At 51.0% G+C, this 20,318-nt stretch carries 17 protein-coding genes; 13 read left to right on the top strand and 4 right to left on the bottom strand.

Going from position 1 to position 20,318, the window contains the following annotated elements; translation table 11 throughout:
• Positions 1-48: 48 nt before the first annotated feature.
• A complete protein-coding gene (locus EJQ19_RS00695) occupies positions 49-1,428 on the top strand; it encodes an extracellular solute-binding protein (protein ID WP_126139290.1) in 1,380 nt (459 codons plus the stop codon).
• A 95-nt stretch (positions 1,429-1,523) separates the two neighbouring features.
• Here the strand turns inward: EJQ19_RS00695 and EJQ19_RS00690 are convergent, their stop codons facing one another.
• A complete protein-coding gene (locus tag EJQ19_RS00690) occupies positions 1,524-1,715 on the bottom strand; it encodes a hypothetical protein (RefSeq protein ID WP_126139289.1) in 192 nt (63 codons plus the stop codon).
• Between the two features lie 351 nt (positions 1,716-2,066).
• Here EJQ19_RS00690 and EJQ19_RS00685 point away from each other — a divergent pair, with 351 nt between their 5' ends.
• The 5 genes from EJQ19_RS00685 to EJQ19_RS00665 all read left to right on the top strand — a co-directional run bounded on the left by EJQ19_RS00685 (position 2,067) and on the right by EJQ19_RS00665 (position 6,737).
• The gene (locus EJQ19_RS00685; RefSeq protein WP_126139288.1) at positions 2,067-2,906 is read left to right on the top strand and encodes an amidohydrolase family protein; all 840 of its coding nucleotides are present in this window, start codon (positions 2,067-2,069) and stop codon (positions 2,904-2,906) included.
• Positions 2,907-2,933: 27 nt separating this feature from the next.
• Positions 2,934-4,223 (top strand): aspartate aminotransferase family protein, encoded by a 1,290-nt coding sequence (locus EJQ19_RS00680; protein WP_126139287.1) that lies wholly within the window; start codon positions 2,934-2,936, stop codon positions 4,221-4,223.
• 20 nt (positions 4,224-4,243) lie between these two features.
• Positions 4,244-5,146, top strand: a complete 903-nt coding sequence (locus EJQ19_RS00675; RefSeq protein ID WP_126139286.1) for a fumarylacetoacetate hydrolase family protein — start codon at positions 4,244-4,246, stop codon at positions 5,144-5,146.
• Positions 5,147-5,318: 172 nt separating this feature from the next.
• Positions 5,319-6,002: a cyclase family protein gene (locus EJQ19_RS00670; protein ID WP_126139285.1), complete on the top strand. Its 684-nt coding sequence runs from the start codon at positions 5,319-5,321 to the stop codon at positions 6,000-6,002.
• A 12-nt stretch (positions 6,003-6,014) separates the two neighbouring features.
• Positions 6,015-6,737: a FadR/GntR family transcriptional regulator gene (locus EJQ19_RS00665; protein WP_126139284.1), complete on the top strand. Its 723-nt coding sequence runs from the start codon at positions 6,015-6,017 to the stop codon at positions 6,735-6,737.
• A 48-nt stretch (positions 6,738-6,785) separates the two neighbouring features.
• Here EJQ19_RS00665 and EJQ19_RS00660 read toward each other — a convergent pair whose 3' ends face one another.
• Positions 6,786-7,343, bottom strand: a complete 558-nt coding sequence (locus EJQ19_RS00660; protein WP_126139283.1) for a DJ-1/PfpI family protein — start codon at positions 7,341-7,343, stop codon at positions 6,786-6,788.
• Between the two features lie 195 nt (positions 7,344-7,538).
• Here EJQ19_RS00660 and EJQ19_RS00655 point away from each other — a divergent pair, with 195 nt between their 5' ends.
• The 6 genes from EJQ19_RS00655 to EJQ19_RS00630 all read left to right on the top strand — a co-directional run bounded on the left by EJQ19_RS00655 (position 7,539) and on the right by EJQ19_RS00630 (position 14,048).
• Positions 7,539-8,264 carry a polysaccharide deacetylase family protein gene (locus EJQ19_RS00655; RefSeq protein WP_126139282.1) on the top strand — a complete coding sequence of 242 codons (726 nt, stop codon included), beginning with the start codon at positions 7,539-7,541 and terminating at the stop codon, positions 8,262-8,264.
• 138 nt (positions 8,265-8,402) lie between these two features.
• Positions 8,403-9,197 carry a thymidylate synthase gene (gene thyA / locus EJQ19_RS00650; RefSeq protein ID WP_126139281.1) on the top strand — a complete coding sequence of 265 codons (795 nt, stop codon included), beginning with the start codon at positions 8,403-8,405 and terminating at the stop codon, positions 9,195-9,197.
• A gap of 183 nt (positions 9,198-9,380) precedes the next feature.
• Complete coding sequence (locus tag EJQ19_RS00645) at positions 9,381-10,724, top strand: ABC transporter substrate-binding protein (RefSeq protein ID WP_241242666.1); 1,344 nt, start codon at positions 9,381-9,383, stop codon at positions 10,722-10,724.
• A 65-nt stretch (positions 10,725-10,789) separates the two neighbouring features.
• A complete protein-coding gene (locus tag EJQ19_RS00640) occupies positions 10,790-11,671 on the top strand; it encodes a carbohydrate ABC transporter permease (protein ID WP_126139279.1) in 882 nt (293 codons plus the stop codon).
• Positions 11,668-12,495 (top strand): carbohydrate ABC transporter permease, encoded by an 828-nt coding sequence (locus EJQ19_RS00635; RefSeq protein ID WP_126139278.1) that lies wholly within the window; start codon positions 11,668-11,670, stop codon positions 12,493-12,495. The genes EJQ19_RS00640 and EJQ19_RS00635 overlap by 4 nt, the downstream gene beginning before the upstream one ends.
• Before the next feature lie 5 nt (positions 12,496-12,500).
• The gene (locus EJQ19_RS00630; protein WP_126139277.1) at positions 12,501-14,048 is read left to right on the top strand and encodes an alpha-L-rhamnosidase-related protein; all 1,548 of its coding nucleotides are present in this window, start codon (positions 12,501-12,503) and stop codon (positions 14,046-14,048) included.
• 55 nt (positions 14,049-14,103) lie between these two features.
• On the opposite strand, the gene EJQ19_RS00625 is transcribed toward EJQ19_RS00630, so the two are convergent.
• Both EJQ19_RS00625 and EJQ19_RS00620 read right to left on the bottom strand, forming a co-directional pair.
• On the bottom strand, positions 14,104-15,657 hold the full coding sequence (locus tag EJQ19_RS00625; RefSeq protein ID WP_126139276.1) for a response regulator transcription factor: 1,554 nt from the start codon (positions 15,655-15,657) through the stop codon (positions 14,104-14,106).
• A 4-nt stretch (positions 15,658-15,661) separates the two neighbouring features.
• Positions 15,662-17,461, bottom strand: a complete 1,800-nt coding sequence (locus EJQ19_RS00620) for a sensor histidine kinase (RefSeq protein ID WP_126139275.1) — start codon at positions 17,459-17,461, stop codon at positions 15,662-15,664.
• Positions 17,462-17,595: 134 nt separating this feature from the next.
• On the opposite strand from EJQ19_RS00620, the gene EJQ19_RS00615 reads away from it, so the two are divergent.
• Positions 17,596-20,292 carry a glycoside hydrolase family 78 protein gene (locus tag EJQ19_RS00615; protein ID WP_126139274.1) on the top strand — a complete coding sequence of 899 codons (2,697 nt, stop codon included), beginning with the start codon at positions 17,596-17,598 and terminating at the stop codon, positions 20,290-20,292.
• The last annotated feature ends 26 nt before the right edge of the window (positions 20,293-20,318 follow it).

The raw sequence follows: 20,318 nt of genomic DNA, 5'->3' as shown, positions 1-20,318 counted from the left end.
TATAATGGACAATAAAGTCAATGTATCGGAACGAAGAGAGGTTAGCAAATGGAGAAAAGGACAACGCGCAGTTCGTCCCGCACACGGTTAAGCGAGCTTGTCAGCACGCTGCGGGAAGATATTTTAACCGGGAAGCGGCCTGTCGGCGACTATTTGCCTTCCGAGAAAACGTTCGCCACGGACTACAATTTAAGCAATCAGTCGGTGCGCAAAGGGCTGGACATTCTGGTCGCCGAGGGGCTGATTGAGAAAATCCCGCGTGTCGGCACGAAGGTTGTCGGCGCTTCCGAAGGCGCTTTCGTGACCGTGAAGCTGGGCTTTCACAGCTCCGTGACGAATGAGGCGGACATTCACCGGCTATTGGCGACGTTTCAGAAGGAAAACCCGCATATCCGCGTACAGGCGGTGCCGACCTCCTCGACGAAATACAGCTACATCAGCGAATATTTGTCCAGCGGCATTCTGGATGTCGTGATGATGAACTTCACGAACTTTCAGGAATGCGTGGAAGCCGGCGATACCGGCATGCTTGAGCCGCTGGAGCGCAATAAGGAGATTTACGCCTTCTTGTCGGACGGTTTTGCGGCAGAAGGGAAGCAGCTTGTGCAGCCGTTCATTTTCTCTCCGCTCATTCTGTGCTACAATCGGGAGCATTTTCGGGAAGCGGATCTGCCGGAGCCGGACAGCTCCTGGCAGTGGAAGGACCTTATCGACTACTCGTCGAAGCTGGCGATTCCGGGTGAACGCCTGGGTTTCCACTGTGACTTGTACTCCTCGAACCGCTGGCCGCTCTTGCTGCTGCAAACGGGAAAAAAGTTCGAGCGCTACGAGGACGGCCGCCTGAAGCTGGAAGGCACGGCGATGATGGATGCGCTGCGCTACTGCGGCGAAATGCGGCACAGTATCCCGTCTTTGCTGGAAGGGGTCACAACCGGCGAGTCGGAGCTGCTGCTGGCTAAAGGCAAAGCCTCGATCATCATGACGAGTTACTTCTATTTAAATTATTTGCTTGGCGAACGGCTGTCGTTCGATATTGCGCCGGTGCCCCACTTGGGGACGCCGATTACGATGCTGCTGAACACCGGACTTGCCGTGAACCGGCAGTCGCAGGTGAAAGACGCAGCGGTCAAGCTGGTGGAGTTTTTGACCGGTTATCAGGCGCAGCTGTTTGTGCGTCAGCACACGTATACGCTGCCTGCCCGCAAAGCGGCGGCGGAATGGGTCGGCGACGAGAAACGCTACCGGCCGTCCCGGTTCTCGCTGTTCCGCGAGACGATTCCGGGCTTCCGCTACTTCACCGACCTGGCGATTGGCGCCAGCGAGCTGGCTGACATCAACCAGGAGCTAAAGATGTACTGGGCCGGCCTGGAGACGGAAGAAGCGCTGTGCGCGCAGATTGAGAAGCGGCCGGTTGTGGAGACGATGTAGCGGCGGTTGACGTGGAGATGGAGAATCGCAAACTTACAAGGACTGCCCTAGCCTCGGGCCAAGCCAACGCGGGCAGTGCAAACTGCTGCCCGCACTCAAGCCATGTGCTCAGGCTTCAAGCCAACGCTTGTAGCACGCGTCCCCATCATCGACGTCAGCAGGACGATTCCTGCAAAAATGCAGGAATTTCCCGCCAAATTGCCGTTTTCAGCAAAATGCCTGCGAAAACGCAGCTTTTTGGGCCGGATCGGCTCCAGATCCGAGTTTTCGCCGGAAATGCCTGCCAAATCGCAGGAATTTCTTAAAATCATGCGGGGGAAGAGGGGAATTCCTGCTTTTTTGCAGGCTTTGACCCTCGATCCCAACTCTAGAAGCTCAGCTGCGACCAATCAGCCCTTTCCCAGCGAGAGCGAATCGTAGGAAGCACGTTGCTTCGCAATTCATGGCGGTGGTCAAACCAATGCCTCGACTACGCCGCCACCTTGCTGTGTATGAGAAAACTCAATTATCTGCACAATGACGCATACAACAAGCATCAGCCTCGCGCGACCGCGATTCCTCAGTAAATCGCGATCAGCAAGGGGTTCTTTCCCCATGCCTGTAAACGGCATGACACTCCATGAAAGGCGGGACCTACGATGATTTTTGACTGCCATACGCATTTATTTCTGCCCGGTCAGACGAGCGGGCCGTTCCGTGCAGCCGTGAAGCGCAGTTGGGGCGAGCACATGGACATTATCGCAACGGAGGCACAGCACGAGGCGAATATTCGCCCGTTCGACGGGGCGATCGTGCTCGCCTTCGATGCGCCGGCGACCGGTATCGCCGTCCCGAACCAAACGGTCGCCGAGTATGTCGCCACCGCGCCGGGCAGATTGTTCGGCTTCGCCAGCGTCGACCCGAATCGCCCGAACGCCGCGCGGCTGCTGGAGGAAGCGATCAAGGAATATGGGCTGCAAGGCTTGAAGCTGGGCCCGATCTATCAAAACTTTTACCCGACCGACCAACAGCATTTCGAACTATACGCCAAAGCCGCGGAGCTGAACCTGCCGATTCTGTGGCATCAAGGGACATCGTTCGTGCCGGAAGGCTACCTCGACGCCTCGCGTCCGGCTAATCTAGATCCGATTGCACGGGCGTTTCCGCAGCTCAAAATGATTATCGCCCACATGGGCCATCCCTGGGTGGATGAATGCATTTCCGTCGTCCGCAAAAACGTCAACATGTACATGGATTTATCCGCGCTCGGCTCGCGGCCGTGGCAGTTTTACAATGCGCTTGTGTCGGCGATGGAGTACGGTGTTACGCATAAAATCCTGTTCGGCTCCGACTTCCCGTTCTTCACCACGCAGGGGATGATTGACGCGACCCGGAACATCAATCATTTGGTGGAAGGCACAAATTTGCCGCGCATTCCCGAGCACATCATTGAAGACATTATTCACCGCAACACGCCGGACATTCTCGGGTTAACCTAACATTGTGAATCCTAAGGAGGTATTTCCATGTCTAAAAACATAGAGCTCTACGAAGAGTCCAAACGATACGCGCCGGGCGGCGTGCATACGTCAATCCGCAACGTGAACCCAATGAAGGTGTTTACGAAAGGGGAAGGCGCCTACATTTACGATGCCGAAGGTAAAAAATACATCGACTATCAGGCCGCATTCGGCCCTATTATTCTAGGACACAGCCATCCCTATGTGAACCGCAAGGTCATTGAAGCGATCGAGCGGACGGATTTGTACGGCGTCGGCTGTACCGATCTGGAAGTGGAGCTTTCCCGCAAAATCTGTCAGCACGTCCCCTCGGCGGAGCAGGTGCTGTTCTGTAACTCCGGCTCGGAGGCGACGTACCACGCGATCCGATTAACACGCGCGATCACCGGCCGTGCGAAGCTGATCAAGTTCCAGGGCTGCTACCACGGCTGGCACGACTACGTCGCCCGCAACATGCTGAGCGCCTGGGATATGATCGGCAAGCGCGATCCGGGCTCCGCGGGCATGATGGACGAAGCGATCGACAATACCTTGATCTGCACCTATAACGACTTGGACGACGTGGAACGGACGTTCAAGGAGAATCCGGGGCAGATCGCGTCATTGATCGTGGAGCCGATCCCGCACAACATTGGCTGCATTATGCCGCAGCCGGGCTTCCTCGAAGGGCTGCGCGAGCTGTGCACGAAGTACGGTGCCCTGCTCATCTTCGATGAGGTGATTACCGGCTTCCGTCACAGCATCGGCGGATTCCAAAAAGTCGCCGGCGTGACGCCGGACCTGACCACGATGGGCAAAGCGATGGCGAACGGCTACCCGATCGCCGCGGTGGCGGGCAAGCGCGAATATATGCAGCGCTTCAATACGTATCCGGGCGGCGATGTCTGGTTCGCCGGCACGTACAACGGGCATGCGGTCGGCACGGCCGCCTCGATTGCGACGCTCGAGCTGATGGAGAACGAGCCGGTGCATGAGCACATTTTCCGCTTAGGGGAGAAAATGCGTTCCGGCATCCGTACGATCCACGAGCGGCTTGGCATCAAAGCCTACGTCGCGGGCTTCGGCTCGGTGTGGACGACGTATTTTATGGAGACGGAACCGAAGCATTATGCGGAGCTGCAGCAGAACGATGCCGAGCTGTATGTGGCGTATCGGAGAAAGTTGATCGATAAAGGGATTTTCAAGATGCCGATGAATATTAAACGCAATCATATCTCGTACAGCCATACGGATGCGGACATAGAGAACACGCTGGACATCATTGAGAGTGTGCTGAAGGAACTTATCGTGAAATAGGAACAGGAGTGGAACCGCACATGAAAATTGTAACGTTTGAATGGCAAGGAACGTACCGGCTGGGTGTGGCAAAAGAGCAAGGTATCATCGACGTGCTAGCAGCGTTCGCGAAGATAGCGGCCGATCCGGCGACGCCGGTTACGGTGCAGCAGCTTTTGGAGGGCGGCGCTCCCGCGCTCCTCGCTTTGCAGGCGCTCGCCGACCGTGCGCTGGCGCCGGGGCAAGACCACGCTTCCTATCTGCTGGAGGAAGCGCAGCTCACCCTCGGCCCCTGCGTCACGGCGCCGGGCAAAATCATTTGCGTCGGCTTGAACTACCGCCGCCACGCGGAAGAGACGAATGCGCCGATCCCGCAATCGCCGATTCTGTTCAACAAGTTCAGCAACGCACTTGCTGCGCATGGCGAAGACGTGCCGCTGCCGCGCACGTCGGAGAAGGTCGATTACGAAGCGGAGCTCGCCATCGTCATCGGCCGCAAGGCGAAGTACGTCAGCCGCCAGGAAGCGCTGGACTACGTGTTCGGCTACTGCAACGCGAACGATTTGTCAGCGCGCGATCTGCAAATGCGCACGTCGCAGTGGCTGCTTGGCAAAACCTGCGACAAGTTCGCGCCGATCGGGCCGTATCTCGTAACGGCAGATGAGGTAGGCAATCCGAACGATTTGACGATTCGGACACTGGTCAACGGCGAAGAGCGGCAAAAATCGAACACGTCGGATATGATTTTCCACTGTGATGAGATCATCTCGTACCTGTCACAGCACATGACGCTGGAGCCGGGGGACATCGTCCTGACGGGGACGCCGGAAGGCGTTGTGCTTGGCTATCCGCCGGAGAAGCAGGTGTATTTGAAGGATGGAGACGTCGTCACCGTTGAAATTGAAAAGCTCGGCACGCTGACGAACCGCATGGTGGCGGAGTAAGCGTTACGTAAAGAGGGCTGCCCTGCGGGGCAGCCCTTCCACACGTGAGAAGTCTGTGAATGCTTCCGATTACGAGAAAGAGAGCAAGAATGTGGCCGACACCCTTCCAGGGATTTACATGTAATATAAGATTATATATGATAACCATATATCCTAAAAAAGAGGTGCTGTCATGCCAGTCTATCAACGTTTGTCCTATTTGCTCGATGCGAAGGACCCGGTTTGGCCCGGCAATCCGAAAGTAGAGTTTTCACAATACTCCTCCATTCCGAAGGGGGATATCTGCAACGAGTATCGCATCACGCTGTTTAACCACTTCGGCTCCCATATGGATTCCCAAAAGCATGTCTATGATAATGGTCTTACCCTATCGGACATGGCCATTGACGCCTTCGTCTACGATCGCCCGCTGCTCTTGGACATCCCCAAATCCTACGGCGAGCTCGTGACTGCCGATGAACTGCGCGCTTACGAAACGGAGCTCAAGCAGGCCGATCTTTTGCTGATTCGCAGCGGCTTCTCAGAGAAGCGCACGGTCGATCCGCAAGGTTATTCGGAACGCGGACCGGGTGTGAGCGAGGAAGCCTGCCGCTACTTGGCCGAGGAATGCCCTAAGCTAAAGGGCGTTGCTCTGGACTGGCTGTCGCTGTCCTGCTACATGCTGAAGGAAGAGGGGCATCGAGCGCATTTGCAGCTTCTGAATCCTGAACGGAAGGTTCCGATGGTCATCATCGAAGATTTGACGTTTGATGGGGTTGCGGCTGACCGGCTGCGCAAGGTGACAGCGCTACCTTTGCTTGTGGCGGGCGTCGACAGTGGGCCATGCCAGGTTGTGGCCGAGCTTGAGGATCAGTAGAGGAGGGCGCGTATGACAAAAGCGTTTGACGGCTCCAAAGTGAACGCGACGCGTCTCACTTCCGCCTCGCTATCGGAAACGACGGCGCAATATATTATGGATGCGATTTTGGAAGGCAAAATCAGTCCCGAGGAGCCGTTTCCATCGCAAAACCAGCTGAGCGAGTCGTTCGGCGTCAGCCGCACGGTCATTCGCGAAGCGACGCAAATTCTGGTTTCCCGCGGCATTTTGGACGTTCAGCACGGCAAACGCATTACGATTCGCCCGCCGTCCCATGACAAAATGGCGGAGTCGGTGATGATTGCTTTTAAAAGAAACCATATCTCTGTCTTCGATGTGCATGAGGTGCGCAAGCTGCTCGAGGTTGAAGCCGCCGGGCTTGCGGCGAAGCGGGCTACCGAGGCGGATCTCGCCCGCATGCAGGAATGCCTGACAATTATGGAGAAACACTACAGTGAAGAGAAAGGCTACGCGAACGCGGATGTCGACTTTCACAGGGCGATTGTGGCCGCAGCGAAGCAGCCGGCGCTTGAGATGGTGTTGAACTCGCTGTCGGACTACCTGTACGAGAGTCGAGTGCTTTCTTTTCGCGGGATGGAGAATATGGAGCGGGTGATGCGCGCGCATTACGCGATTTTGCAGGCAATCCGAAATCAGGTTGAAGCGGATGCGAGGGAAGCGATGGCGCGCCATTTGCAGGAAACGGAAGAGGATTTGCTGCACATTTATCAATGAAGAAGGCTGCCTCTCGGGGCAGCCTTTCGTCCGTTCTGCCGGCGTCTTCTACGCCAGCAGCTTCAAAAACTCACGCATGAAGCCCGGCAGATCCGGCCATGCGTGTCCGCTCACAAGCTTGCCGTCCACGTGCAGCGTGTCCGTTGTGTAAGTTGCGCCGAGGGACTCGACGTCCAGGCGGCATGCGTTGTAGGCCGTCATCGTGCGGCCTTCGAAGACGCGGCTGTCTTTGAGCGCGGCAAAGACCTGCGCCCCGTGGCAGATCGCGCCGATCGGCTTGTCTGCCTCAATGAAATGGCGAAGAATGCGCGGCACATCTTCGCTTCCGCGAATGTATTCCGGCGCGCGGCCGCCGGGAATGATCAGACCCGTATACTCGCTCGGGTCCACATCCGCAAACGCGATATGCGAAGGGAGCTGGTGCGCCGGTTTTTCCGTATACGTTTCCCAGTCCTCCACGAAATCGTGAACGACGGTGCGAAGCACTTTTTTCGTAGGTGAAGCAATGACCGCATCGTACCCTTCCTCTAATACACGGAAGTAAGGGTAATAGATTTCCAGCACTTCGGCAGCATCGCCGGTTAGAAGCAGGATCTTTTTGGACATGGCAGACAATCACTCCTTGGGAATAAGTGGACATTCATCTATCATTATGAATTTTCCCTGGTGGCTTGTCTACGGGTGGAAAAGGGGAGGTATTGTCGAATCTTCCACAAGTGTGAACACTTTCTAAAGTATGAGTTAAATCCATGAATTGGTGCATCCTAAGGTTTACAAAAGTACTGACATTAGGAGGCAACAATGCGCAAGATAGTCACCTTTTCTTTACTCTTTTTACTCTTTCAGTCCGTTGGTTATGCCGCTTCTCCCAAGGACAGATCTTATTATGAAACACGCGGGGAGGTCGTATGGGAAATCAGTACTGATGAGAAAGTGATCGCCTTAACTTTCGATGATGGCCCACACCCAAGGTATACCCCCGAGATCCTGGATTTGCTCAAGCAATATCATGCGAAAGCGACTTTTTTTGTAGTGGGGAATAAGATCAACCTGTATCCTGACGTGCTGAAACGAGAAGTAAGCGAAGGACATGAGATCGCCAATCATACATATAGCCATGCTTACCTTTCCAAACGAACGAATATGAAAACGGAAATTAAAAAAGCCGAAGACGTCATCTACAACGTAGCGGGGATTCGATGTCAATTATTTCGGCCGCCTGGCGGATTTTATAACGAAAGCTTAGTCAGTATTGTCAAACAAGAAGGTTACAAGATGATTATGTGGTCTTGGCATTTGGATACGAAGGATTGGAGCACGCCAGGGGTCGATAAAATTGTCAATAAAGTTTTAAACAATTCGAGAAACGGCGACATCGTATTGTTCCACGATTATGTGGAGGGGCGTACTCAAACGATCGAGGCGTTGAAGCGGATTTTGCCCGAATTGGAGAAGAGAGGCTATCGGTTCGTTACTGTATCCGAGTTGTTAACTTACCGGAAAGCAGTCCCCGCAAAGCATCCGTGAAGAATGAAACAGGAGCCGAGGATTAAGCGGCTCCTGCTTGTTTTTTATGGCAATACCCATGAAATCATAGTGAAAATAAGAGATTCGTTATATAATGCAGAGATAGGCCCCGCGGCGAAAAAATGTATGAGGTGAACCATGAAAGCGTACCTAGATCTTCTCCGTGACGTAATGGATCATGGAGTTCGTAAAGAAGACCGGACCGGCACAGGCACAACTTCTGTTTTCGGCCGGCAAATGCGGATCAACCTGCAAGAAGGCTTTCCGCTGCTGACAACCAAAAGACTGCACATCAAATCCATCGTACACGAGCTGCTGTGGTTCATCAGCGGAAGCACGAACGTGAAATATTTGCTCGACAACGGCGTGACGATCTGGGATGAGTGGGCGGACGAAGAAGGCAACCTCGGCCGGGTATATGGCGCCCAATGGCGGACTTGGCAAGGTCCGAACGGCGAGGTCATTGACCAGATCGCGAAATTGATCGAGCAGATCAAGCGAAATCCGGATTCCCGCCGTCATCTTGTCAGCGCCTGGAACCCGGCTGAAGTAGATAACATGGCGTTGCCGCCTTGCCATTATGCTTTTCAGTTCTATGTGGCGGACGGCAAGCTGAGCTGTATGTTTCAGATGAGGTCCGTGGACACATTCCTGGGGCTCCCTTTCAACCTCGCCTCCTATGCGCTGCTCACACATATGGTGGCGCAGCAGTGCGATCTCGAAGTCGGCGATCTGATCTGGACAGGCGGCGACGTGCATATTTATCTGAACCACCTGGAGCAAGTGGAGCTGCAGTTGACCAGAGAGCCTTACCCGCTGCCGAAGTTGACGATTCAGCGCAAGCCGGACTCGATTTTCGATTATCAATTTGAAGACTTCGTGTTTGAAGGATACACCTATCACCCGGGGATTAAAGCGCCGATTGCGATCTAGGATCTGTACGAAAGAAAGGCAGCTTCGACAAAAGTCGAGGCTGTCTTTTTTATCTTTTTATAAGAAATAAAGTATCTTAATCTAAAAATAGTGCACTTTAATTGCTAAAGTAAATATACTCATAACCCCATTATGATTAGAGACAAGAAAGATCATCATTTTAACAAAAGGGGAATGGTTCATTTGAAGAAAATAAAGACAATTCTAACCGGTACGGCAGCAATAACTTCGGTTCTCGTCTTGCTCAGCGGCTGCGGCAGCGCTTCAAACAATGCGTCCAACACATCAGCTAGCGCTGGCGGCAAGGATGCGAAATCCGGTTCGAACGTTACTTTGACGATGGTTGTATCGGGGAATAAAGCGGCGGACGGCCAGGATTTCGAGCTGGACATTCTGCCTAAGATGGTGCATGAGAAGTTCCCGAACATCACGCTCGAAGTGCAGAAACTCCCTGACGATCAATATAAAACATCGATTAAAACCAAGCTTGCAGCCGGCGAAGCGCCTGACTTTTTCCGCGTTTGGCCTAGAATGGGCTCGGCTGCAGCGGTGATCGATCTAGCCAAAGCAGGTTATCTGGCGGATCTGTCTGACCTGCCGTTCATGAGCAACATCAGCACCGGTGCAAAGGAAGATATGTCTGCTAACGGCAAAATCTACGGCGTGGCCAAAGGTATCGATATTTTGGGTACTTACTACAACAAAGATTTGTTCGCGAAAGCCGGCATCACAGAAGTTCCAAGGGACTGGGATACCTTCCTGGCCGATTGTCAGAAGCTGAAAGATGCGGGAATCACGCCAATTGTAATGGGCGACAAGGACCCGTGGTGGATTCAATTTGGTATGTACCAATTGGCTGCGAATACGGTGTACTCGGGTGAGAAGGATTTTGATACGAAGCTGCAAGCCGGTGAAAAACAGTTGACAGATCCGAAATGGGTGAAAGCCGTTTCGATGTATAAAGAGCTCTATGCCAAAGGCTATATCGCAAAAAACACGCTTGGTCTCGGGGGAGCGCAAGCAACACAAATGTTCGTTGACGGCAAAGCGGCTATGGCGTTCGACGGCACTTGGGATTTCCCAACGATGACGGCGAAAGGTGCGGTAGATTTCCAACGCGGTTTCTTCCCACTGCCGGGAAATGAGAAGGGTCAACCAACATGGCAAGCTGTTTCCACTGCAGCAGGCTGGGCTGTTAACGCGAAGACCAAAAACATGGATGCTGTGAAGCAAGTGTTGAACTACTGGTTTGATACAAAATCCGATCTGTTCGATGCTTGGGTGAAGAACAACCCTTCGATTAGCGCCTTCAACGGTGTGCCTTTGACGAATGACCTCTATAAAGATTCCTATACGGATTATCAGAAAACAGGCAATTCCATCTACTTTGCTAACGTGATGTGGCCGAATGGTGTAGCTGATGTGCTGCAGTCCAAATTTGGCGAGATCATCGGCGGAAGAAATACGACGCCAGAAGATGTGACGAAGGCGATGCAAGACAAGTTTAACGAGCTTTGGAAAAAGTAAATCTTGCCCAGGGGGAATCGCCAATCAGATTCCCCCTAATTATTAGTGAGAAAGGAATCACCCACATGAACTCAGCCGTCATGAAGAAAACGATGTATTGGTTCGTTGTCCCCGCGTTGGCTTTTTACCTGGTATTCTGGATCGTCCCGATCCTCAAGCTCTTCCAGTATAGCGTTACGGATTATAACGGATTTGTTCAAAGCTATACCTACATCGGATTTGATAATTTCAAGCAGCTGTTTAAAGATGGCATAGCGGGGTCTTCGTTAGCCAATACCTTGATTTATACCGTCGTATTCGTTATTTTCAGCAACCTGGTATCCCTTGGTCTAGCGTTTCTTCTAAATATGAAAATACGAGCCACTGGCTTTTATCGTACAGCAGCATATATTCCAACTTTATTTAGCGCGATTGTTGTAGGCTTCATCTGGAGCTACGTTTACATGCCGGAAAGCGGCTTGTTAGCCACCGTTCTGAACTGGTTCCACCTTAACGGCAGCGATTTGAATTTGCTTGGATCCTATAACTCCGCTTTATACGCCATTACGACCGTAGAGATTTGGAAACATATCGGTACGAGTACTGTGATCTTCTTGGCCGGGCTTCAGACAGTTCCGCAAGATATGATTGAAGCAGGCAAAATGGATGGCGCGAGCTCCTGGCAAATTACGAGATTGATTCGCCTGCCGATGCTGGCTACCGCGATTACGATTAATTTCACGTTAAGCATCATCAACGGCCTCAAAGCCTTCGACTACCCGTTCATTATGACCAATGGCGGTCCGGGACGGGCAACGACGACGCTGCTTGTCGATATTTTCAATATCGCATTCAAAGAGCAGCAATTCGGCAAAGCATCGGCGCTTGCCGTCATTTCCTTCGCCGTCATTATCATGATCACGACTTACTTTGTCCTTAAGCTCAATAAGAGGGAGGTATCGGCATGAAACTGGCCAAGCAATCCGTCACTCATGTGCTGGTCTCCGCGCTTCTAATTATCAACCTGCTGCCATTGATTATTGCCTTGTCGAGCTCGTTCCGTTCGATCAAGAATATGACCAACCCGCTGCTGCTCTTCAATGAGTTTACACTGGAGAGCTACAAGGCGGCTTTCACGAAAATGCACTTTATGCAGGCGCTAACGAACAGCTTGGTATTAACAGCGACTTCCGTTATCATTGTTGTTATTTTTACGGCTATGGCTGCCTATCCAGTTGCTCGTATGAATAACCGAATCAGCAAATTTCTTTATATTTTCTTTTTGTCCGGTCTTGTCATCCCGAGTCAAATGGTCATTATTCCAATTGTACAAACGATTCAAGGGCTTCATATTCCAAGCTCGCAGTACACGCCAATCCTCATGTTTATTACGTGCAGTATACCGTTCTCCTCCTTCTTGTACACGGGGTTCATCAAATCCAGCGTACCGGTCGAGGTAGAGGAATCTGCACTCATCGATGGAGCGGGGCTGCTGCGCCGCTTCTGGCAAATTGTATTCCCGCTGCTGCTTCCAGTCACAGTGTCCGTTATCATCACGCAAGGCGTGTGGATCTGGAACGACTATTTCTTCAATATGATCTTTATCTCGAAGGCCGCGCAGTCACCTCTGCCGCTGGCAATGCTGGGCTTCATGGGGGATCAGACGAATCCTACGGCGTGGAACGTACTGTTCGCTGCTTGTTTCTTGTGCGCACTCCCTCTGCTTGTTATCTTTGCGTTCTTACAAAAGTTCTTCATCGGCGGTATGACTGTTGGTGCAGTTAAAGGGTGATCGAGATGCCGAATAATTTGAAGCTAATTGAAATCGCACAAACATTAACACCGGAATTAAGCACTACCAAGGTTTACCCCGTACAGCTTGTGGAGATGGTTCCGGAGCAAGATGCCTTTCAGGGTTGGAGCGTGAAGACGGTAGACACCGTAGAAAACTTGCTGCATCGGACTTTTGTCAAGAATGACAGCTTTGTTCTCGATTTTGGCGATCATCAAGTCGGGTATTTGAATCTGTCGTTGATGCCGGTAGGCAGCCCGCCGGATGCGCCGTTGCGTTTGAAACTGACTTTCGGCGAAATGCCTTGTGAAATCGGAGAGTCCTTCGACGATTATCAAGGATGGCTCAGCCGTTCCTGGCTACAGGACGAAATCATCAATGTCGATGTGCTGCCAGCACAAATCCGTCTTCCGCGGCGGTATTGCTTTCGATACTTGAAAATTGAAGTGCTCGATACGTCGAGAAAATATAGCATTGCCTTCCCGGATATTCATGTGACTGCGGTGACTTCAGGGGATGCCTCCGTCATTAAGCCGCTTCCGGCCTGTCTTGCTGAGGATTTGCGGGTCATGGACAACATCGCGATCAAGACGCTGCAGGACTGCATGCAGACTGTGTTCGAGGATGGTCCCAAGAGGGACCGCCGGCTGTGGATCGGGGACCTGAGGCTGCAAGCGCAGGCGAACTATCTGACGTTCCAAAACGCAGATTTGGTCAAACGATGCTTGTATCTGTTCGGCGGGATGACGCTTAAGAACGGCGAGGTCAGTGCTTGCGTGTTCGAGAAGCCGCATCCGCTTGCTGACGATACGCTTTTATATGACTATTCGCTATTCTTCGTTGCTACGTTGTACGATTACTTTGAAGCAACGGGGGATTGGGATACCCTTAAGGACTTATGGCAGATTGCCTTGGACCAACTCAAGCTAGCCGCTGATCGGCTGGATGAACGGGGAATCGTGAGAGATGATACGACGTGGTGGTGCTTTATCGACTGGCATGACGATCTCAATAAGCAAGCGTCAGCACAAGCAGTTCTGATCTATGCGCTGAAGCGCGGTGAGAGGCTGGCCAGGAAGCTGCAACAAGACGAAGTAGCAGCTTGGATCGATGTGACGATCAAGCTGGCATCGGCAGCAGCTGTTACTCATCTGTGGGATGCAGAGCAAAAAGTATTCATTAGCGGTGCGGAACGACAAGTTTCCTGGGCTTCACAGGTCTGGATGGTGTTAGCTGAAGTACTGGATACGGCAAGTCATGCAGAGCTGCTTCGGAGTTTATTCCGTAACCCTCCGGCCATCGGGATGACCACACCTTACATGTACCATCATCTCATTGAAGCATTGATCTTGAGCGGCCTGAAAGATATGGCTTTGGAGCAGATGAGGGCCTACTGGGGCGAGATGGTCAAGGATGGAGCGGATTGTTTCTGGGAACTGTACAACCCTTCGGATAAACGGCTTTCCCCATACGGCAGCAACCTGATCAACAGCTATTGCCATGCTTGGAGCTGCACGCCCACCTACTTTATTCGGAAATATTTCCTGGAATAATGGTCCAAATGAAAACGACTAACCCCCATGCCACTTGGGAAAGTTAGTCGTTTTTCTATTCCAGGATCGATTGCCGATATTCCTCCGGCGTTTGCCCTGTTACTTTTTTAAATACACGGAAAAAATATTTGGCATTGTCATATCCCAGATCCTTGGCAATCTTGTACACTTTGGCATCGCTGCCCTTGAGCATCGCTTTCGCTTTCTCAATCCGGGTTTTATTAACATAGTCGATAAAGTTGATGCCGGTCTTCTCTTTAAATAAGTAGCTGCAGTAGCTTGGATTCATAAAGAAGAGGGAGGAGATCTTTTCAAGTGTTAATTCCTTGTTGAAGTGATTTTCAATATAGAGCTTTATATTCTCGACCACGTGTTCCGCCGTGTATACACTGCGCTCATCGAGCATATCAGCCAGATTCGGAAGCACTTGGAGCAAGTATGTTCGAATGGACTGGACGTCGAAGGATGCGGCCAAAACGGCTTCAAAGCTGGATGAGGACGTTGGGCTGCTGCCGTTGTCATAGTAGCGGTTCAAAATATCTCTTACCTCATGGATCAGATGCTTGCAGGTACTCTTTACTTGTCCGAGCGTAGTACCGGGATCCGAATAGAAATGATCGAACAACTTCTCTGTCCATTCGATGACTTTAGATGCGTTCCCCGACTCCAGGAAAAACAGCAGCTCGTCCAGCTTGTCCCATGTGAAAGTAGGAGCTGGCTGAAGGTCGCCTTGATAGACGGCGATTCGGGGGCTGTCGAACGCGATAGTTCTTTCGTTCATTGTCCCTACGGTTTCTTCGAAAGCCTCGGACAGCTGCGTTAAGGATGCCTTCCCACTGCTGATTCCGATGCACGCGCAGGATGGTGAGGTGTTTTTCAGTATGAGATTTGCGGTGCTCAGGGCCAGCTTCTGTAGATCGCGGTCTCGATCTAAGCGATACAAAAGTAGGAAGCTGATTTGATCATTTTGCGTACTGGGAACGTTCACGCCATCGCATTGTTGAAGCAAGTCGGGCTTCAGAACTGTTTTTTCAGACGTATAAAGGGTCAGCAGCACATATTGATCTGCCTCGGACAGCGCTTGCAGCTTAATCGAGCGTAGGACAGGAGCTTTATCCTTATGCTGAAGGCCCATGATCCAATGGCTTAACGTCTGAAGATCAGCATGATAGCTGATCTCTTCTTTCTCAATTTCGCTGTATGCCATTCTTCGCTGTGTTGAACGCTCAGCTTCGATGATTTGAACGGCCTTCTTGAGCGTTTCGCTGATTTCTTCTTTGCTGAACGGTTTTAACAAATAGCCGACCACCTTAGCGGAGATCGCTTCTTTCATATACTCAAAATCCGAGTAGCCGCTCACAACGATGATTTTTTTATCAGGGTATTCCTGCTGCAGCAGCTTGAGAAAAGATTTCCCGTCCATTTCCGGCATTCTCATATCGGTTATGACGATGTCCGGATCTGCCTGCTTGATCAATTCAAGTCCGGATTCGCCATTATCGGCTTCCCCGACAAACGTCAATGTCTCCTCCGGAAGGACCGCTTGTATTTTTTTCAGCATCCCGCGCCGGATCAGCGCTTCATCGTCAACGATAATAAATGTATACATAGGCTCACTCCTGAAAAATATTCGGAACAGTAATGGTGACTTTAGTTCCTTTATCTTTTTCACTTTCCAAAGTTAATCCATAGCCGACTCCATAATAAAGAACAATTCGGGAATGTACGTTCTTGAGTCCGATACTGCGCTTGTTTCTTTGACCAAGCTCATGGAATTCGGGAGGTTCGCTTAACAGCTTTTGGAGTTCACTCAATTGTTCCTCCGACATCCCAACCCCGTTATCGGTGACTTCAAAAATAATGTGCGCGTTGGAGGTATAACCGGTTATGGCGATCGTACCTTTGTTCCTCGTTTTCTCCAGTCCATGATATAACGCGTTCTCAATCACAGGCTGCAGTATAAGCTTCAGAATGCGCATAGCATATAAATCGCTTTGGATGTAGAAGTGAAAGTCGATCTTGTGCTCGAAACGAATCTTTTGAATGGATAAGTAGTTGTTCACATGCGCCAACTCGTCCTCAACCGCGACAAGCTCGCTCTCTGTCTTAATGCTGTAACGGAACATATCCCCGAGCGCTTTGGTCATGATCGAGATGCTCTCGACCTCTTCGATTTCGGCGATGCTGTTAATGGCCTCCAAGGTATTATACAAAAAATGCGAGTTGATTTGCGCTTCCAAAGCCTTCATCTGGGAATCCAAGGTGATCAGCTTGTTTTGATAGCTTTCTTTAATGTAAAGATCAATATCTTTGATCATCTTGTTATATTCCATGTATAGAATCCCAATCTCGTCGTCACGTTCCAGATGCTTTTTGGTTGTTACAAAATGCAGGGATTTATTTTTTCGCATGAGCCTGCTTAGTTCGATAATCGGCTTCGTAATCAGTCCTGACAGAACGACGGACAGCAGAAGAAAAATAACGGCGCACGAGAGCGCGATATAAATAATCAACCGTTGTGAAACGCCGTATTGTTTATAGAGCTCGTTCAAGGACAGGGAGGCGATGATCCGCCAGTCGTTGTCTGGAAACGGCTTGATGACGGATAACGTACCGCCGCGGGTTTGCTCAACCGTTCCATCGGGGTTCTCCGTCATCAATGCCTTGAGGTCATCGGGAATCATTTGACCGATTCGGCTTTTCGAATTATCGTACAGGATTTTGCCTTTCCCGTTTGCAAGGAACATGTTCGTGATATTCGGAACAATGTCTTTATCGATCCCTTTAAAAATGTTCAGATCGCAATCCAGCATGAGTACACCCAGGAGCTGCCGAGTATCCGGATCGTAAAGTGCACGTGAAAATGTAATGGAAGGCTTGGCATTGATGATAAAAGGCTTGGTATCGGTATCGCTGATATACAGTCCGCCGCCTTTTTGCAGGGTTTGCTTATACCATTCATCTTCAATCGGCTGATAATTGATCGCGAGATCGGTCCCGTTGCCGTAGCTGATCGCATTCCCGCTCGGAAGAAATATATAAATCCCATTTAGGTAACTGTTGCTCAGAACCAGATTATTAAAAAAGAAGAGCATTCTTGTCCGAGCCAGAAAGAAATCATATTGATCGATATTCGGCTTATTGATCAATTTATTCAGTTCCTGCGATACCGTGATGGCACCAGGCTGGGTAGAGAACTGTTGAAAGCTGAGTGTAATGCGGTCAATATTTTGAAAGATATTATCGATCCGTTCGACCGTATTGCTGACCGTATTCGAGGCGACGAGCGAGACCTGTTTGCCAACTAGTTTTGTATACGAATTGTAGGAGATGTACGTGATAATAAACACAGGAATGACCGAGATGGCCAAAAATACAAAAAACAGCTTGGTTCTAATGGTGCGAAAAAGCATCGATCGTCCTCCTGCCTCCAAACATCTAAAGATAGTATACCAGAACCGCTAAAGTTAATGTACTCCGTGTGGGAGTAAGATAGGTTTAGCAAGCATGTGGTGCCGGAACTAAAATTAACGGAGGTACTGTACAAATGACAGAATTACGAGTGGGATCATTGACATGTGAATATAGAGCCAATCTGCTTGGGACGGATTTGAAAGCACCGCGATTAGGATGGAAAATCATCTCAGAACGCCGCGGTACGGTTCAACAGGCTTATCAGATTCAGGTTGCCGGTCCGAATGCCGATTTTGAATCCTTGTGGTGGGATTCCGGACGCATCGATACGGAGCAGTCCATTCAGGTGGCGTATGCCGGCCCGGAGACGCATTCTTGCACACGTTACCATTACCGGGTAAAGGTATGGGACGGCTTCGATCGGGAGTCTGCATGGAGCGAACCGACTTGGTGGGAAACCGGGTTACTCGAGGCGGGCGAATGGAAAGCCCAGTGGATTACTCCGGATTCGAATGATCTCGATCCGCATGCCAAAGAGGTCTTTATGCTGCGCAATCGGTTCGAGGCGGGAAAGGGGATTCGTTCGGCCCGTATTTATGCGACAGCCGCTGGGGTCTACGAGCTGTATATGAACGGACACCGTGTTGGTGACGAGCTGCTGGCTCCGGGTTGGACTAGCTATACTACTCGCCATCAGTATCAAACCTACGATGTCACTGCACAGCTTCAAAGCGGAGCGAACGGAATAGGTGTTTTACTCGGTGATGGCTGGTACAAGGGAGAGCTGACTTGGCTCAGCAAAAGGAACATTTACGGCGACCGCAGGGCGGCGCTCTTGCAGCTGCACATTCAGTACGAAGACGGCTCGCAGCAATGGGTCGTTTCCGATTCGAGTTGGAAGTGTTCAACAGGCCCGATCCTTCTATCCGAATTATATGCAGGAGAAATTTATGACGCCCGATTGGAGAAGGAAGGATGGAGCGAAGCGGATTATCCAGATGCGGATTGGAAGCCCGTTACGCTTGCAGAGTTGCCTCTAACCCAATTGGTTGCGCAAGAAAATTGGCCCTGCCGCGTCACCGAAACGATTCATCCCGTGAAAGTCATCCGCACTCCTATGGGAGAGCTGGTGCTCGATATGGGACAAAATCTGGTAGGGCGGATTCGCATTACCGTGGAGGCGCCTGCCGGTACCCGGATTCGCTTGCAGCATGCGGAAGTGTTGGATAGGGAAGGTAATTTCTACACCGCCAATCTCCGTAAAGCCAAAGCAACGATTGAATATGTTGCTAAAGGCGAAGGAACTGAATCGTATGCGCCATACTTTACGTTTCAAGGATTCCGCTATGTAAAAGTAGAAGGTTTCCCGGACGTAGAGGATCAGTGTCTGTTTGATAGCTTCACGGCAGAGGTGATCCATTCCGACATGGAGCGGTCGGGTCATTTTGAATGCTCCGATCCCATGGTGAATCAGCTTCAGCGAAATATCGTGTGGGGGCAGCGCGGCAACTTCCTGGATGTGCCAACGGACTGTCCGCAGCGCGATGAAAGGCTCGGTTGGACGGGCGATGCCCAGGTATTCATCCGGACGGCAGCCTTCAATTACCACGTAGGGCCTTTCTTTACCAAGTGGCTTCGCGACTTGAAGGCTGATCAACGGCAAAGCGGCAGCGTTCCATTTGTCATTCCAAATGCGCTTGAAGATTATATCTCTTCAATGTGGGGAGATAAGACGTATACCTCTTCGGCATGGGGCGATGCGGCGACTGTTTGCCCGTGGACGGTCTATCTTGTTTATGGAGACGAGCGACTACTGGCGGAGCAGTATAGCAGTATGAAGGCATGGGTTGAATTTATTCGGAGTCAAGGAGAAAGTGAACACTTGTGGAACACAGGCTTCCACTTCGGAGATTGGCTGGCGCTGGATGCGCATGAAGGCAGCTACTTCGGAGCTACGCCGGTTGATTTGGTAGCAACTTCCTATTATGCGCTGTCGACTCGCATTCTTCGTGATACGGCAAAGGTGCTGGGCAAGCAAGAGGATGCGCGCGAATACAGTAATTTATTGGACGGGATCATCGCGAATTTCCGCGAAACGTTCCTTACTTCGGAAGGACGAATGAAGGCACAGACCCAGACTGCACAAATTTTGCCGCTTGTATTCGGATTGGTAAGGGAAGAGGAACGTAGGCTTATCGCTAGTGACCTAAACATGTTGGTTATAGGCAGCGGCTATCACTTGAACACTGGCTTTGTTGGCACTCCTTATCTTTGCTTAGCGTTGTCGGAAAACGGATACCATGAAACAGCTGTTAAGCTCCTCCTTCAGGAGACGTATCCTTCCTGGCTGTACGCTATATCCAAAGGAGCCACAACGATTTGGGAGCATTGGGATGGCATTAAGCCTGACGGCTCCTTTTGGAGCGACGATATGAATTCGTACAATCATTATGCCTATGGCGCGATTGGAGAATGGATGTATCGATATATCGCTGGCTTGGAAATGGATGAAACAGCAGCGGCCTATAAGCGCATTCGGATTCAACCTCATTTTGAAGGGGCATTGACTTCAGCGAATGCATCGTTTGAGTCTCCATATGGGAAAATTGAATCCCAGTGGAACATTACAAGCGGCGTAGCTGAGGTTCAGGTAAGTATTCCGGTCAATACGACGGCAGAGATAACACTGCCTGGGGCAAACATGAATTCAGTCAGAGAGAGCGGTATCGGATTGACTGCAATTTCTGGAGCATTGCCCCATAAAGAAACAGTTAATGGCGTTTGTGTTTCGATTGGTTCCGGTACTTATCGTTTTACCTATCCATATTGAGAACGCATAGAAGAAGATCAAGCTCC

This window comes from Paenibacillus whitsoniae, from assembly GCF_003955665.1.
GTDB lineage: Bacteria > Bacillota > Bacilli > Paenibacillales > NBRC-103111 > Paenibacillus_E > Paenibacillus_E whitsoniae.
Note: the sequence above shows the minus strand (reverse complement) of the source record. Positions and strands in the feature narration are given on the sequence as shown.